At 41.9% G+C, this 17,788-nt stretch carries 10 protein-coding genes; 8 read left to right on the top strand and 2 right to left on the bottom strand.

Annotated elements, in window-relative coordinates; translation table 11 throughout:
* Positions 1-309: 309 nt before the first annotated feature.
* The 6 genes from M2444_RS18185 (at position 310) to M2444_RS18160 (ending at position 10,225) form a co-directional block, all read left to right on the top strand.
* Positions 310-3,423: a hybrid sensor histidine kinase/response regulator gene (locus M2444_RS18185; protein WP_280787685.1), complete on the top strand. Its 3,114-nt coding sequence runs from the start codon at positions 310-312 to the stop codon at positions 3,421-3,423.
* Between the two features lie 3 nt (positions 3,424-3,426).
* Positions 3,427-4,518 carry a response regulator gene (locus M2444_RS18180; protein ID WP_094875221.1) on the top strand — a complete coding sequence of 364 codons (1,092 nt, stop codon included), beginning with the start codon at positions 3,427-3,429 and terminating at the stop codon, positions 4,516-4,518.
* 141 nt (positions 4,519-4,659) lie between these two features.
* Positions 4,660-8,781, top strand: coding sequence for an S-layer homology domain-containing protein (locus M2444_RS18175; protein ID WP_280787684.1), 4,122 nt, complete (start codon positions 4,660-4,662; stop codon positions 8,779-8,781).
* Between the two features lie 154 nt (positions 8,782-8,935).
* On the top strand, positions 8,936-9,454 hold the full coding sequence (locus M2444_RS18170) for an ankyrin repeat domain-containing protein (RefSeq protein WP_280787683.1): 519 nt from the start codon (positions 8,936-8,938) through the stop codon (positions 9,452-9,454).
* On the top strand, positions 9,455-9,817 hold the full coding sequence (locus M2444_RS18165) for a DUF4180 domain-containing protein (protein WP_076283444.1): 363 nt from the start codon (positions 9,455-9,457) through the stop codon (positions 9,815-9,817).
* Positions 9,818-9,847: 30 nt separating this feature from the next.
* Positions 9,848-10,225, top strand: coding sequence for an iron chaperone (locus tag M2444_RS18160; RefSeq protein ID WP_094868855.1), 378 nt, complete (start codon positions 9,848-9,850; stop codon positions 10,223-10,225).
* A gap of 85 nt (positions 10,226-10,310) precedes the next feature.
* On the opposite strand, the gene M2444_RS18155 is transcribed toward M2444_RS18160, so the two are convergent.
* Positions 10,311-11,249 carry an ArsR/SmtB family transcription factor gene (locus tag M2444_RS18155; RefSeq protein ID WP_094875216.1) on the bottom strand — a complete coding sequence of 313 codons (939 nt, stop codon included), beginning with the start codon at positions 11,247-11,249 and terminating at the stop codon, positions 10,311-10,313.
* A gap of 145 nt (positions 11,250-11,394) precedes the next feature.
* Here M2444_RS18155 and M2444_RS18150 point away from each other — a divergent pair, with 145 nt between their 5' ends.
* Positions 11,395-14,148 carry a glycoside hydrolase family 2 protein gene (locus M2444_RS18150; RefSeq protein ID WP_094875215.1) on the top strand — a complete coding sequence of 918 codons (2,754 nt, stop codon included), beginning with the start codon at positions 11,395-11,397 and terminating at the stop codon, positions 14,146-14,148.
* A 96-nt stretch (positions 14,149-14,244) separates the two neighbouring features.
* Here M2444_RS18150 and M2444_RS18145 read toward each other — a convergent pair whose 3' ends face one another.
* Positions 14,245-15,939, bottom strand: a complete 1,695-nt coding sequence (locus M2444_RS18145) for a M3 family oligoendopeptidase (RefSeq protein WP_094868858.1) — start codon at positions 15,937-15,939, stop codon at positions 14,245-14,247.
* A gap of 584 nt (positions 15,940-16,523) precedes the next feature.
* Here M2444_RS18145 and M2444_RS18140 point away from each other — a divergent pair.
* A complete protein-coding gene (locus M2444_RS18140) occupies positions 16,524-17,708 on the top strand; it encodes a GntR family transcriptional regulator (protein ID WP_094875214.1) in 1,185 nt (394 codons plus the stop codon).
* The last annotated feature ends 80 nt before the right edge of the window (positions 17,709-17,788 follow it).

Below are 17,788 nucleotides of genomic sequence, written 5' to 3'. Positions count from 1 at the left end.
TGTTAAAGTCACCCTTATTTGATATCGCCGTGTTTCTTCTATCGAAAAAATCCGATAATCTGTTACTTGTTAAAAAAAGCAAATCAATAGGGTGAAGGAAATTCTAACACCATTCTACTAAAGAGTGCGGCCTTTTCTCTGTCATGGTCAGGGAGAGGATAATCGCCATTCCATTATTTTGTCGAAACATGAAGGAAAATAGAAAATTTTATAGAATTATCTATCGTTATCTATTCTATTTATTCCAAGTGTGCACGATGCCCCAAGCGTTTGCTGCAGCTTTACTTCTCCATAGAAAAGGGGCCTACGATGCTCAAAAGGACGTTACTTATTTATTTAATCGCTTTCATCTCGATAGCAACAATACCGCTATCCGTTTTTATAGACAACGATCGGCATGCGAATCACCTGCAAGTTCAGAAGGGTAGTATGGATCTTTCAACGTGGGATTACCAAGAACAAGAGATTATCAAACTAGATGGTGAGTGGGAATTTTATTGGAACCAGTTGCTAACGCCTGAGCATTTTATAGGAGCAAACACAGAAAAACCAGTTCCTTCAGCATGGATGGAGGTCCCTTCACAGTGGAATGGCAAAGTGATTGATGGGGAACCATTACCTAAATTTGGTTCTGCTACTTATCGGATGGTGCTGAAAAATGTACCTGTAAACGGTGTATTTGCCATAAAAAAAACGAACATCCGCTTTTCAAGTGCGATATATGCGAATGGACATCTACTGATTGAGGATGGAAAGCCAGCTATGAGTACAGCCGATTACAAGTCGGGGAATATTCCGCAGGTTGGGCTGTTTTCATCTGAAAAGGGTGATGTTGAGATCATCATTCAAGTGTCTAATTATGAATATGTAAATGCAGGCATTCCCGTATCTCTGACTTTTGGCGAAGAAGCCGCGATGATGGAGAACCAGCAGAAGAGTATGGCTCGTGAATTTAGCACAGTTGCAATTTTGGGAACGTTATCCCTTATTTTTGTTATCTGCTTTGTAGCGGCTGCGTTATACCGTAAGAAGGACTACTCCTTATTAGTGTTTGCTATTATTTGTTTGGTGCTCGCGATTTATCATGGATTGATTGGAGAACGTTCGCTGTTACTGTTTTTCCCAAACCTTTCGTTTATTGTCTTATACAAAGTGAAAGATATTACCTCCATATCGGGTTTTATTGTTCTGGCTATATTTTTCTACCAAATGCAGAAAAGCATAATCTCTTTAAAACTTGCGCAAGCCGTAACGATTATACTAGGCAGCTTTATAATTCTGGTAGTGATTCTGCCTATTTGTACTTATACGGTCTTCTCTTCGTATGTGATTTTTGTATATGAATTGATGTTAATTTGGATGTTGTTTAGAGTGGCTCTCTTGTATATTAGAAGCGCAGAAGTAAATCGGATCAAATCGTTGCTGCTGTTCTTGGCGATTCTTGCTATTAATCTGTACTCCATAGACATTATTCTGTTTGCGCTTTCGATGAAAGAGAATCTTTGGCTTGGACAGTTCTACATTGTTGCTTTTAATATCATTATGATCGTACTAATTGTTCTCCGTTTTTTCGAGGCTTATCATACGATAGACGAAATGAAAAACCAGCTAATTGGATTGGACAAAATTAAAGATGAGTTTCTCTCCAACACCTCTCATGAGCTGAAAACACCATTGAATGCCATAGTGAATATTACCGCTACACTTCTTAATGGGGTTGAAGGTCCAGTTACCGACAGGCAAGCGCAGAATCTAGCGATCGTTTTGGGAAGTGGCAGAAGATTAACTTATATGGTAAACGAATTGCTCGATTATTCTAAAATGAAGCATGGAGATATCACATTATATAAAAGCACGTTAGATCTGAAAGCTGTAGTTGATTCTGTCATCGGTATTCATTCGTTCCTGCTCGGAGAAAAGTCGATCCTGCTCATAAACAGTGTTGCTCCAGATTTCCCTACGGTGCATGCGGATGGAAATCGGCTGATTCAGATTTTGCACAACTTGGTAGATAATGCGATTAAATTTACGGAGCAAGGTGAAATACATATTAGTGCAAGAGCTATGCATGAATGGGTTGAAGTTCGTGTAGCAGATATGGGAATTGGAATTGCACCGGATATGCAAAAACGTATTTTTAGGGCCTTTGAGCAGGTGGACGAAGCTGAAATCCATAGTCATGGTGGAACAGGTCTTGGACTCAGCATTACCAAAAAGTTAGTGGAGTTACATGGTGGGAACATTAGAGTGGAATCTAATATAGGTAAAGGTTCGGTTTTTATTTTTACCCTTCCACGCTGGGAGAAGTTATCTAATCAAATCACGGGTCCAATGGTTGAAAAGACACTTCCTTATAGAGAGGTTGTCTTCCCTCGTCAGGAGTACCCCGTATATATTAAAGGTAAAATCAATGAACCGATCTTGGTCGTGGACGATGATTTTGCTAACCTTCAATCGATGATCAACTTGTTCAAGCTAGAGGGATATCCCATTGTTGTCGTGAACCGCGGGCAGCTGGCACTCGATGAGCTATCGAAGAATTCAGACTTTTTCCTGGTTGTTCTGGACATTACAATGCCTGATATTTCTGGCTATGAGGTGCTGCAAAAGATCAGAGAAAGGTTCACTGCCTTTGAGCTCCCTGTATTAATGTTAACGGCGAAAAACAGACTTACCGATATGAAATTGTCCATGGACAAAGGGGCAAATGATTATGTGGGGAAACCGTTTGAAGCGGAGGAGCTAATGGCGCGAGTGAAAAGTCTGACCCGATTGAGAGCTTCCGTGAAAATGGCAAAAGATGCCGAAATCGCCTTTTTACGTTCTCAGATTAAACCTCATTTCTTGTATAATGCCCTGAATTCAATTGCTGCATTATGTGTGGAAGAACCTGAGCAGGCTGAGGAATTAACACTGGAGCTATCACAGTATTTGAGAAGTAGCTTTGATTTCAAACAGTTGGATTCGTTAACGACCCTGGAGAGTGAGCTAGAACTGGTTAAAGCTTACGTTAATATTGAAAAAGTGCGCTTTGGTTCGAGATTACAAGTCCAATATGATATAACCGCAAATTCAGATAACCGGATTCCTCCACTGATCTTACAACCATTAGTGGAAAATGCTATAAGACATGGACTGATGTCCAATTTACGCGGAGGTAAGGTCACTATAGCTGTGAAAGAGTCGTCGGATCTTGCTGTGGTCAGCTTTGTTGTAGAAGATGATGGATGTGGAATGAGCGAGCACAAGCTGAAGGAGATTATGCGATCAGATGTAGATAAAAGAGGCGTAGGGCTGTGGAATATCAGTCAGCGCATCAAACTTCTTTATGGAAAAAGTGTTTGTATTGAAAGTGTTGAAGGAAAAGGTACACGGGTTTCTTTTGACATCCCCAAACAGCATAGCAAGCGGGTAGGAGGTTGACACATGCTTCGAGCTATTATCGTAGATGATGAAGAACTATCAATTAAGCGGTTAAAAAGAATATTGTCTCAGAGTGGTGAGATTGAAGTATACAGTACTTTTCTGGATCCGACAGAAGCCTATGAATTTGTAAAGGGAAATTCGATTGATGTTGCATTTTTGGACATTTCTATGCCTGACACGAATGGAATGAAGCTTTCTGCCTTTTTACATGAACTAGATGAATCGATTGATGTGGTTTTTGTTACAGGGTATGACGAGTACGCACTGCAAGCCTTCGAACTGAGTGCTGTCGATTATCTGTTGAAGCCTGTAACTGCTCAGCGATTAACTAAAACTCTGGATAAGATCAAAAAAATAAATCGAGGAGTGACGGTTCAGCCTGTTATGGAAGTGCTTTTATTTAATGGACTAAAGATATACCGCCGGACGCAAGACAGAGAGCCCATTAAGTTGAGAAGTCCAAAAACCGAAGAGTTGTTTGCTTTTTTGGTTAGTAAAGGAACCGTTAGCCGTGAAGAAATTATCGACACCTTATGGAGCGGGCTGGAACCTGAAAAAGCGCTCAAAAATCTGAACTCTACCTTATATTATATTCGAAAAGCAATCGGTCCTAGTGTAATAAAGGCGAGTAGAAATGAAATTAGTATAGATGAACGCAGTGTTTATTGTGATTTGTATGAATTTGAGCGATTGTTGAAGCAAATTAGACATGTCTTGAAAAGAAATTCAGCATGGTTCAATCTAGTGGAAACATTGTATACGGGAACCTTTCTCAAAGGAAAATCATACGATTGGGCCAGTGGGAAGACACTCCGTCTTGAACAGGATTTTATTGGACTGCTGGAACTGGCTGGTAGATTTCACATGGAGCAGAACGAACCTCAACCATCTCTGCACTACTTTGAGAGAATATTGAAATTGGACCCCTTGAGGGAAGATATCCATCAGGAAATCATCCATTTATATATTGAACTAGGGCGAATGAATGAAGCCTATCGGCGATATGGGCAATTGGAAGAGACCCTTCAACAGGAGCTTGGAACTTCACCTGATCCTAAGCTCAAAGCGTTGATTAAGAAGATGATGAATTAGTATAAGAAAAAGAGAACCGACGAATCGATTAGATTTCGAGGGTTCTTTTTTTGTTTATTTTTCGTTTATCATAATTTTGTATAATACTCTCGATTATTGTCGAAATGATGACATGATTTAAGCTAGAGGGGGAAAAAGAGTTTGAAGCCATCATTTATGAAAATAGGCATTAGTATTTCGTTAGCCACTGGACTTGTGGTGCAAGGTGTGGGGCCGATCCATCCTCAAATCATGAGTGCAAAATCGAGCTTTGGTTGGCTCGAGAATAGCCCAGTAGTGATACCGTCCATTAATGAAGATGATACTTCCAACGCGGGCGTTGTTGTGTCAAGTCTTTTGGCAGCGAAGGTAACCGATCCAGCGACAACAGGGATTGCTGTGGTATCTTTTGATAATACCAATGGGGCCTGGCAATATTACAACACACAAGGAAATATCTGGTATAATATCGAGCCGGTGTCGGACACTAAAGCTTTTCTGCTGCTGAAATCGGAGAAAATACGTTTTGTCCCAGGGAAAGATTGGAACGGACAAGCTTCCATTCGCTTTAAGCTATGGGATACTACAGTAGCCGGTTATCAAAATTATCAAAAAAATGCGAATACCACAGTTTCTGCCGCATTCAATCCAGATTTAGGCACTGCCACAATTACTGTAAACCCAGTGAACGATGCACCTTATCTGACAGAACTGAATGGTGGGGACTATCTTAGTTTTGACGGTAGCGGGGATTATGTGTCGTTCCCGGATCAACGTATTTATGGGAACTCTTTTACAGTTGAAGGATTTTTGAAGGTCAATGGTTTTAATACATGGATGAGATTTTTCGAATCTTCAATCGGTGAGGCAGACCACAATATTTTTGTAGGCTTTAACGGAAAAAAAATGAACTTCACCGCGTACACCAATAAAGGAGACATTAATGTCGCTGAAGATTTTCCGATTTCCAAGTGGGTTCATGTCGCGATTGTTTATGATCACACTCAGAAAAAGGGACGTATTTATTGGGATGGCGTTCTTAAAGCAGAAGGACCTATGGATTTAAGTACGGTTGGAAACGTTGCGCGTCCGAACAATTGGCTTGGTAAAAGTACTTGGAGACAGGACGGAGACTATAACGGTGGAATGAGAGACGTAAGATTCTGGAGTAAAGCCAAAACTCAGAGTGACATTGTGCGCGAAATGAACGTCGATTTGAAAGGGACGGAGCCTAATCTGGCTTTAAACTATAAATTAGCGAATAGTAATGATGGTAATGTTGCTTATAATACACTGGTCACTGCAGGTAAGAACGGAACAATTACGGGAGCAAGCTGGAAGCAAGACACTGGCTTCATGGGAAATACTACAACGGACAAAAATAAGTCGGTATCACGATCTTTTAAGGTCATTGATGTAGATGGAGATGACCTACAAGTATCCGCTACCTCCTCAAATACTCTTTTAATTCCGAATAGTGGCCTGAAGGTAAGTGGAAGTGGTGAGCAACGAACGTTAGAAATTACACCGGCGGTAAATGCTTTCGGTACTAGTGTGATTTCTGTCAAAGTAGATGATGGGAAATTAAGCAACACTTACACCTTTAACTTGACGGTAAACGATGTGGGGGATGTCATCGTAACCGGATTGACCTTGAATAAGACAACACTCCAGTTAACAGAGGGAGAAGCGGGAGATACATTGAAAGCTGTCATCGCACCTGCTAATGCCACGAACAAAACAGTAATTTGGAGCTCCAGTGATGAAACGGTTGCGACCGTTGTGAACGGTGTGGTGACACCGGTAGGTATTGGAACAGCAACGATCACAGCAACCTCTATGGATGGAAGTTATACGGCTACATCCGTAGTTACTGTGAGTGCTCCAATCCCACCAGTTGTGAACGTAACTGGAGTGAAGCTTGATCAGGAGACGCTAGACTTAACTGCTGGTGAAGCGGATGCCTTACTACATGCTACAATTGAACCTGTGAATGCAACGGATAAAGATGTAATCTGGAGCTCCAGTGATGAAACTGTCGCAACCGTAGTGAACGGTGTTGTCATTCCGGTGGGTAAAGGAACAGCAACGATCACCGTGACGACTAAAGATGGTAGCTTTACGGCTAAAACGACCGTTAATGTGGCAGCCCCTAAACCACTTATCGTTATCGTAACGGGAGTAACGTTAGACCAGGCCACACTTAATTTAACAGTTGGAGAAGGCGATGAAACGCTACAAGCGACAGTGGCACCTGCCGATGCAACGAATAAGGGTGTCATCTGGAGCTCTAGTGATGAGACAGTAGCCAAGGTTGTTTACGGAGTAGTCACTCCAGTTGGTGTGGGCACAGCAATCATCACAGTAACGACCAAAGATGGAAGTTTTACAGCTTCAACAACAGTACATGTAAGTGAACCCATTCCACCAGTTGTGAATGTGACTGGGGTGAGGTTAGATCAGGAGACGCTCGATTTAACTGCTGGTGAAGCTGATGGAACACTAAAAGCGACAATAGAGCCTGCAAACGCAACGGATCCAGACGTGATTTGGAGTTCCAGCGATGAGACGGTAGCTAAGGTTGTGAATGGAGTAATTACTCCGGTGGGTGTGGGAACAGCCATCATCACGGCTACGACCAAAGATGGAAGTTATACGGCTTCAACAACAGTACATGTAAAAGCGCCTGTGAGGCCAATTACAGCACCGAGTGCTCCAACATCTATCACTGCAAGCGCAGAGAATGGTCAAGCGATCATCACCTTTACGCCACCAGCTAACGATGGCGGGAGTGAGATCACAGGGTATATTGTCACGGCTATTCCAGGAGGATTGACGGTTACGGGAACGGGAAGTCCGCTTACGATCAGTGGTTTGACGAATGGTACAAGCTACACCTTCACGGTACAGGCCATCAATAAGGCTGGATTCAGCGAATTCTCTGTGGCGTCCAATGCGGTCATCCCGAGCGCTCCATCCAGTGTTGATGTTCCTTCACAACCAACCCCATCAGCAACGCCGGCACCTTTGGCAAATGATGCTTCCATTCTAATTAATGGTAAAGCGGAAAGTGTCGGGTCCGCGACCAATGGTAAACGGAAGGATCAAACGCTAACTACCATTGCTTTAGACCAGAAGAAGCTGGAAGACAAGCTCGCCGCTGAAGGTAAAGGTGCTGTGGTTTCTATCACTGCCACTAGTAAATCTGATGTTATTGTTGGCGAACTAAACGGACAAATGGTTAAAAATATGCAGGGAAATCAAGCAGTACTTGAAATCAAAGCCGGAAATGCGACATTTACACTGCCTGCCGGGCAGATTGATATTGATGCCTTATCTGCGCAGATTGGCAAATCTGTAGCTTTACAAGATATTAAAATACAGATTGAAATCAGCGCACCAACTGCTGATCAAGTTAAAGCATTAGGAGCTGCTGCGCAAAACGGATCATTTTCATTAGTCGGGGCACCGGTGAACTTTACGGCTAGAGGTATTTACGGAGATAAGAGTATTGAACTATCTCAATTTAATACGTACGTAAAACGTACCATTGCTATTCCGGAGGGAATGGACCCGAACAAGATTACAACGGGTGTATATGTTGATGCTGATGGCACAGTGCACCATGTACCTACTAAAGTGGAAGTCATTGATGGTAAATATTTTGCTACAATTAACAGCCTTAGTGCCGGCACTTACTCTGTTATCTGGCATCCACTTGAATTTAACGATGTTGCTAATCATTGGGCAAAAGATGCAGTGAATGATATGGGTTCCAGATTAGTCATCGAGGGATCTGGCAATGGCCAATTTACGCCTGACCAAGCGATTACCCGTGCAGAGTTTGCGGCAATAGTTGTACGAGGCCTCGGACTTGAATTGAATCAAGCGGCAACACCATTTGCAGATGTTAAGACTACGGATTGGTATAATAGTGCGATCAATACTGCATATGCCTATCAATTAATTAATGGTTTTGAAGACGGCATGTTCCGCCCTGATGACCAAATTACCCGTGAACAAGCGATGCTAATTATCGCCAAAGCAATGAAAATCACAGCGTTAAAAGCTAAGCTTCCTAATCAATCCACTGAAGGATTCTTGAACCCATATACCGATGCCAGCAAAGCATCTGACTGGGCGATTAGCGCAATTACTGATTGCTTACAGGCAGGCGTAATCATGGGACGAAGCAGCAATGTGCTTGCTCCTAAAAATGATATGACCAGAGCTGAGGTTGCTGCAATCGTTAAACGTCTTCTTCAAAAGTCTGATTTAATTTAATAATTGACTTACAATAAACATTGAAAAGAAAGAGTATTCATTTGATAACCTTCGAATGAATACTCTTTTCTTTTTTTAGCAGGAGAATGGTTTAACTATCCAGAAAAAATAAACTAGATCGTTTATCAGATCAATCGAAAAGAGGCGAAATCTAATGGAATTACAGCAAAGCATTAATGAAGTTTTTCAGTCGGCACAACAAGGTGATGCTGTACGGCTAAAACAAATTCTAGAATCCCATCCGGCTCTGGTGAATACGGAAAATAATGTGGGACTTACCCCTTTGGGATATGCAGCACATTTTGGCAAAGAAGCAGCGGTGCAGGTGTTATTAGACTTTGGAGCTAACGTTGATGCTGTGTCTCACTCTAAGCTTAGCTATATTCCTTCCAATACTGCACTTCATGCTGCGATTGCTGGGGAGCGGGATATGGGAGTTATCCAGCTGCTATTGAACAAGGGTGCTCAAACACATATTTTTGATAGCGATGGGCATTCTGCCTTGCATTCTGCAGCTTTTCATTCGGATAATGTGGAGCTGATACGCTTGTTAATCGAACACGGAGCTGACGTCCATGCTAAAATTGAAGGTGGTGAATCCGTATTAGCAATAGCCATCCAACAAGAAAACCACAATGTAAAAGAGATTCTTATCGAAAAAGGAGCAATTTGAATGCAAATCACATTAAACCGTAAAGACAATTCAACAGTAGCCTTGATTTCCAGCGAGGGCATTGTAATTAATAATGTAAATGATGCATTGGATCTAATGGCGAACGTTAGATATCAAGAATGCGATAAAATGATTCTAAGAAAAGAGCAAATCACGGATGATTTTTTTGAGTTAAAGACGGGGCTTGCCGGAGAGATTCTTCAAAAGTATACAAACTACCAGATGCGAGTTGCTATTGTGGGAGAATTTACTGGCTATAATAGTAAAAGTCTGAATGATTTTATTTATGAATGCAATCAGGGGAATAAAATATTGTTCAAGAGTACTGAAGACGAAGCATTGGCAGCACTTCATCAAAGTTAAATGTGACTAGAAACAGTGAGGGGACTTAACATGGAAGGTAAAATCACGTATGAATCGATCGATGACTATATTTCCAAGTTTCCACTGGAGCTTCAAGAAATCCTTAATACAATAAGAAAAGTGATCAAAGAAGCGGCACCTGATGCAAAAGAAAAGATTAGTTATCAGATGCCTACTTTTGCACTGCACGGAAATCTGGTGCATTTTGCAGCTTTCAAAAACCATATTGGATTTTATCCAACACCTAATGGGATTGAGGCTTTTAGGGAAGAACTATCCGTCTATAAAGGTGCAAAAGGATCCATTCAATTTCCACTTAATCAGCCGATGCCCTATGAATTAATTAGTAAGATCGTGAAATTTAGAGTGGCTGAGAATATCAAAAAAGCTGAAGATAAGCGTATGTAATTGGTGTGTAAAGAAAAAAGCGTCCAATTGCACACCTGAAGCTTTAGATCCTCACTGGTTTCAGGTGTACAATTCTTCCGTGTTATCATGTACCCGATACTGAACGACGCACAAACGACAGGATAATATCCTGTGAGTAGTCTCCGAAACCACTTCCGAATAAATTCAGGCCTCGTCTATTGGGGGCATCCTCGCGAATCTCAAAGCGTACTCGAATGGGCTCATTGAATGCCAGCTTTAGTGAGCTAATTGTAGTAGGGGAAGAAGCAATTCCATTTATTTTGCTACCCTGTTCTGAGGTACTCCACTCTGTCAGCATTCCATATTCTGTACCACTCTTCCAACGTTCGGGTGTTAACTTTCCTTTCCGGTTACCGAAATCGGATGGACAAGTCCAAGTACCGACATGTAAGTCGTTTATAGTTAATGTGATGTCACTTGCCCAATTTTCTCGGAATGCAGGTGCTTCAGAACAAACCTCAGCAGAAATCCGGATCTCATCAAGCTCGACACCTGGGGGTAGTGGATTGGCAAAATAGTATTCGACATAGCCAGAGTCAGCGAACCATAAGAGAGATGCATCAACTCTTTCCGGCATGTAGAATACCCGAGGATCATCCTGAGAACCGATGACTCCGCCGTCTTTTCCTGCCATACCACAAGAGGGTTGAATAGAGCAGTGGGAGAACATCCCGATGGGCATATGTAGTTCTTCCGTTTGATGCAGACCATCACCTAACTTCGAAGGAAGATCGAGATGGATGGATCGGCAGGTGACCGCGCATATTTTCTCACGATTTGCACCTTGTGTAGATGAGATTAAGTTAACTTGCTCAAGGGTCTGTACATTGATTGAAATTGTAGGTTGAGCTACACCAAGTGTCTCGGCCAATTGACTTACACTCATAGGCTTGTCACCAAGGGCTTCAAGAATGCGGACTCTGACATCTCCAGAAAGTGCTTTAGCAACATCTAAGATGCGTGATGCAGGGTAGCGTATCGTTTCTTGCGAAATATCATTCATGGGTTATATTCCTTTTCGTTAGGATAGGTTGAGGATATTGTACACTGAAGTTTATATATTGTAAAATTATAATATACATTGCGAATTTTATATACTGATGCTAAAATGAGCTCAACTTCTTATTTTGAAAGGCTGTGCTCATATCATGACAACTCCCGTACTGAATGTTGAGAGTCTTCCGATTCCTCGTCCCGAACATCCGCATCCACATTGGCAGCGCAACGAATGGATGAATTTGAATGGGGAATGGTCATTTAGCTTTGATCCGAGCAACGAAGGAATTAGCGAACATTGGTATTCCAATTCAGAAATCACTTACAGTTCGAGGATTACTGTTCCTTTTTCATGGGTAAGTTCATTATCAGGTATTGGCAGTGATCATAAAGGGATAGGATGGTATCGGCGGACTTTGAAATGGCAGTCTATCGACTCACAGACACGACTATTTTTGCGATTCGGGGCAGTAGATTATTCATGTGACGTTTGGATAAACGGAGTGCATGTTGGTTCACACCAAGGTGGATATGGTTCATTTGAGTTCGAAGTTACTCAGTACTGGGTTGAAGATTTAGACAATACAATTGTCGTTAGAGTAGAGGACTTCGATCATGATTACCAAGCCCGTGGCAAACAAGGTTATGGAGAAATTCGCGGAATCTGGCAGTCCGTATGGCTAGAATCTCGGCCCCAGACTTATATGAAAGATGCTAAGTTTGTGACCACTATTGATGGGCAAGTGAATGTGACTGCAAGAATCTTTGCACAAGAAAATGGATCGGCAGAGTTCACGCTGAAATTCGCAGAGAATTCTATATTGCATACTGAGAACATTGATCTTACCGCAGGGGAGAATGAATTTAAGCTCTCTATCCATATAACAGATCCAATGTTATGGAGTCCAGATACACCTTATTTGTACGAAGGCGAACTACAGCTTAGCGGATCTTTTGGCACAGACACAGTCAGCACTTATTTCGGAGTTCGAGAAATCCAAACTGTACGCTATGATGAGCGTGGTTATCGCTGGATTACCCTTAATGGCAAGCCGATTTATTTAAACGGTACCCTTGACCAGTCTTATCACAAAACGGGCTATTTCACTTATCCGACTGATGAAGACATGCGGGATGAAATCTATCTAATGAAACGTTTGGGACTGAACTTTGTGCGTATTCATATCAAGCCAGAGGAACCACGCAAACTATATTGGGCGGATAAACTAGGTATTTTGGTGATGGAGGACATGCCTTGCTTTTGGGGAAATCCGGATGAAAAAGCACGTGCTGCGTATGAATGTGAAGCACTTGAGATTATTGAACGAGACTATAATCATCCATCGATTTTTTCTTGGGTAATGTTTAACGAGACATGGGGTTTGAAGACGAACGCTCAGGACACTAGTCTGACGAGTGATGTAGAGCAGCAGAACAGCTATCTTAAAGAAACACAGGAATGGGTTCGGGAAAAATATCATTGGGCAAAACGGCTGGATCCATCTAGAATCGTTGAAGATAACTCACCATGTAACTATGATCATGTGGAATCTGATATCAATACTTGGCATTTCTACATTAATGGTTATGATCAGCTTAGATCTCATTTGAATGAGGTTGTAGACAAAACTTTTCCGGGTTCAGACTTTAACTGTATCGGAGGTAATGTACAATCTGATGCCCCGTTGATGAACAGTGAATGTGGAAACGTATGGGGTATCGAAGGCGGGGCAGGGGACAGTGATTTAGCATGGCATTATCGCTATATGATGAATGAATTCCGGCGGCATGATAAGCTATGTGGTTTCGTATTTACCGAATTTCGTGATGTTACGAACGAGTTCAATGGTTATTATCGGTTAGACGGTAGCGATAAAGATTTTGGTTATGATGCCTTTGTTCCTGGGATGACGATTTCTGATTTGCATTCGCCGGACTTCATCGTGATCGATGCGCCGCCATGCCAGACAGTAAACGCAAAGGCTGAAGTTAAAGTTCCCCTTCTTCGTTCCAGTTTTTCAGATAAATATCATGGACAGCTTTTAAAGATAAAATGGGAACTTTGGTACGACAATTTGGGAACACGAGTTGTTTCACAAAGTGAGCATATGTCAGTGGAGTGGGACGGATATGGAGTAGCAGATTTACCTCCTCTTTATGTCCTTATGCCTGATCAGGACGCAGTTGCAGTGCTGGCAGTTTCATTGATAAATAATAAGGATGAGGTAATTACACGCAACTTCATTACGTTTGATGTTAGAAGCGGTAATCAGAGTGTAAGGTTTGAAGGGGATGGAGATTGTATTAATATCCCTGTGGATGCGTATAAAGAACACAATTTTGGACAACAATGGGAAGCTATTCAGTGCGCAAAAATCAATGGGGCTGGGCAAGGCCATTATGCATATGATATAACTCTTCCAGATGGTGTGGAGAAAAAGATGATTGGCGAGATCGAAATCATGTTCGAAGCTAGCGCAAAGCGAGTATTGGCTCGAAATCTTGAAGGTGCAAAACAAAATGAAATGGGACTTGATCTCATGCACGGTGCTGATGCCAGGGTGGAGTATAATCCGAATACGTATTATATGACCGACGAAGAACGTCATCCTTCATGTGTGAATGTTCTGATAGAAGGTCAACGGATTGGCTCCTTCTATTTGCCGGATGATCCGGCCGACAGCCGAGGTGTATTATCTTGGCATTATCAGCCATTAGCGAATAAGTTGGATGAGGCGGGCTCTTACGGCTATCTGTGTAAAGTAAGTGTACCGGGGCAGTTAGCAGCTAGACTAGACCGCAATCGTACTTTCCGTTTGGAGCTTCAAACAGAGGGGAGAGGCTTAGCCTTATATGGCCGCAATGCGGGTCGTTACCCCATAGATATATTGATTCGTTATCGATAACATAGATGGGTGAAGTTGGATCATTCCATTTTAAAAAGCAATCCAAGCCCTAAGGCAAGGATTGCTTTTTTTGTGATGAGCTTATCAGAGGATGGATTAAAGCTCTTTATCATTAATGCTGTTTAGCCAACCTTCAATATCCCCAATAACGGAGCTAATGCAGCCGTCTTCAAATGGTGAAGTCAGACCCGCTAGTTCAACTAGTTTGATAAAGGACTTGCTTCCACCAGCTTGGCATAGCTCCAAATAATCGCTCCAAGCAGATTTGAAATCTTCGTTCGAACGTTTCCAGAATTGGAAGGCACATAGCTGAGCTAGTGTGTAGTCGATGTAGTAGAATGGCGAGGCAAAGATATGGCCTTGTTTATGCCAGAACCCCCCTTGTTCCAGATAAGTGTTACCTTCATAATTACGATGTGGTAAGTATTTCTTCTCGATGTCTCTCCAAGCTTGCTTGCGTTCAGCAGGAGTTGCGTCAGGGTTGCTATAAACAAAATGTTGGAATTCATCGACAGATACCCCGTAAGGAATAAACTGAAGGCTGTCAGATAAGTGATTAAAGCGGTATTTATCCGCATCTTCCTCAAAGAACAAATTCATCCAAGGCCAAGCGAAAAATTCCATACTCATGGAATGAATCTCACATGCTTCATAGGTTGGAAAAGCATATTCTGGTACATTAATATTGCGGCTTTCATACACCTGGAACGCATGACCCACTTCGTGAGTTAAGACATCAATATCCCCAGAGGTTCCGTTGAAATTCGAGAAAATAAAAGGGGCTTGGTATTGGCTAAAATAGGTACAATATCCGCCGCCTTGTTTTCCTTTTTTGCTTACTAAATCCACCAGATTATTGTCTAGCATGAAGTTGAAAAACTCATCCGTTTCAGGTGAGAGTTCTTTGTACATCTTCTTACCATTAGCTACAATCCAGTCTGGATCCCCTTTAGGTGTAGCGTTCCCAGTCTTAAAGCTAAAGTTCTCGTCGTAATATTTCAATTCATCGAGACCCAGTCGTTCAGTCTGACGTTTCTTTAACTGCTGGGAGACGGGTACGATATATTCAAGTACTTGTTTGCGGAAATTAGCAACCATTTCAGCATTATAGTCGGTACGCATCATACGGTCATAACCAAGCTGAACAAAGTTGCTGTACCCAAGCTTTTTAGCTATGCGGTCACGGACCTTGACAAGCTCGTCATAGATGCGGTCAAATTCAGCCTCGTGTTCGGACATAAAACCAAATCGGGCTTCAGAAGCACTTTTACGCATATCACGGTCTGTAGACAATTCGAAAGGTGCGAGTTGAGGCAGTGTACGCTCTTCACCTTCAAAAAGAATCTTGGCAGATGCGATAAGCTGGGAGTATTCTGTTGAAAGTTTATTCTCCAATTGTAAATCTTCAATGATTTCCGGACTAAACGTCCGCAGCGATACTTCAGCAAGCTGGAGTAACTGCGCACCCCATTCCTTTTCAAATTCGGCTCTATATTTGGAATGTACGAGTGCTTTGTAGTAGTCGGTTATGTATTCCTGTACGACAGGCCCGATTTCGTCCATGAATTCTTGTTCGGCTTTGTAAAATTCATCTGTCGTGTTGATAGAATGACGAACGCTAACCAATGTCTGCATCGTGTCAAACTCATTGCGAAGCTTGTTAATGGCAGTGACGGAAGCTTTTTGTACCTCTAGTGGTGATGTGTCGTTGAGATCTTTCAGCAGGGTGTTAAAATCTTGCTTGAATTTCTCTACATCCGGCCGCTCATAGCGGTAATCATCAAATTTCATAAAAAAATCAACTTCCTTTCTATACCAGATAGTCTCTATTATATAATCTGAACAGCCATTTACGATAGACCTGTGTAAGCTTTTTATGCTTGAAAAAAAGAACAAATCTACAAAAGTGTAAAAACTTGTTAGATGAAGTGCGGTTTGATATTATCTATGAAGATACTAGATCTCATCAAGAAAAAAATGGTCCATGGTATATTGAATGTACAAAGAAATCGCTCCTTTGGGAAGGGTTGGGTCGTACCTCCATTTTACCAAAACGAGCGATTTCTTTGTTTGTTTTTAAAGGATACAAGAGTCAATTCCCGCTTAAACAACGGTCCGTTCATGCAGCGTCCACTTAAGTGCACACGTTAATCCGACTCAAAAAAAGGAGGCGTCCCCGAAGCTATTACTTGGCTTTTGGGACAGCCCCTTATCTCTGTTTCTATACGAATCTTAGAATTTTTCCACTTTAAGCTATACTTCCTTCCTCCCTCTTTTTTTACCTGCTTCCGTTCAAATGTCGACAAACTTAATATATCATGATATATTATTATGTATAAAGATGAAAAAATTAGAGTCAGGAGATAACGAAAGTTATGAATGAGACAACGTCATCCAAACCGATGTATGAAAAAATATTTGATGAAGTAAAGCAGCTTATTGTTAATAAATCCTATGGACAAGGGGAGCGAGTTCCTTCAGAAAAAGAGCTGGCCGAAACCTATAATGTAAGTCGGATTACGAGTAAAAAAGCTCTGGAAATGTTAGCCGCCGAGCATTTGATTGTGAGAAAACCGGGAAGGGGTTCGTTTGTGGCTGATCCGGCAGTTGACTACTTAGATTCAGCTATGTCTTCTGAGACGATCTCCGACGGGACTGTTTTTAATTCCTTTAATCATGAGGAAAAAACGATTGGTCTGATTATTACCGACTTTGGCAACAGTTATGGAACAGGCTTGATTTATGGGATGGAACAGGCTTCCCGTGATAATGATTGCTTCCTCGTTCTACGAAGAACATTTGGCGTACCAGAGAACGAGGAACAGTCTATTCAGAAGTTGCTTAGCCTAGGTGTAGATGGTCTGATTGTTTTTCCGGCTCAAGGCGAATTTTTTAATGCTGAGATTCTAAAATTGGTGATTGGGCGCTTCCCTTTAGTTTTGGTAGATCGCCATCTGAAAGGAGTAGCTGCTGCTTCGATAGGCACGGATAACATACAGGCTGCACTTAAAGGGACGGAGTATTTATTTGATCTCGGGCATACTCATATCTCTTTCCTCTCTCCGCCTCCAGCGGATACGACAGCTCTTGAGGAGCGGGTGGAGGGATTTATTCAAGCGCATGCGGAGCGGGGGATAGCTGTAGATAAGGGGTTGTGGGTTAGTGATTTAACTTCAACATTACCTAATTCCTTTAATGATGCAAATATTGAACACGATATCTCACGGCTGGTTTCTCATATACAAGAGAATCCAACAATAACGGCGCTTTTTGCTGTGGAATATAATATTGCTCTGCTGGCTAGAACTGCGGTTGAACGGCTTGGGCTGCAGATTCCGGGGGATATTTCGATCATTTGCTTTGATAGTCCGCCAACTCCACTCGGCTCGGGTTATTCGTTCACTCATTTGCGGCAGAATGAAGAAGAAATGGGGCGACTCGCAGTTGAAAATGTATTGCAAATTATGAACGGCCAGGCTGTATCGAACAAGATAATGCTGGAAGCTAAGTTGATTTCCGGTGAATCCACAGGTCCTGCTAAATCATCCAATTCTAAATAATTTTATACGATTATCCATAAATTAGTTGCTATGAAAACCTATCTTTTGGGATAGGTTTTTTGTTTGTTTTAGATAGATGT

The sequence above is a fragment of the Paenibacillus sp. PastF-3 genome (assembly GCF_029893135.1).
Classification (GTDB): Bacteria; Bacillota; Bacilli; order Paenibacillales; family Paenibacillaceae; genus Paenibacillus_AQ; species Paenibacillus_AQ nitricinens.
The sequence above is the reverse complement of the archived record's forward strand: the minus strand, read 5'-3'. Positions and strand labels throughout refer to the sequence as shown.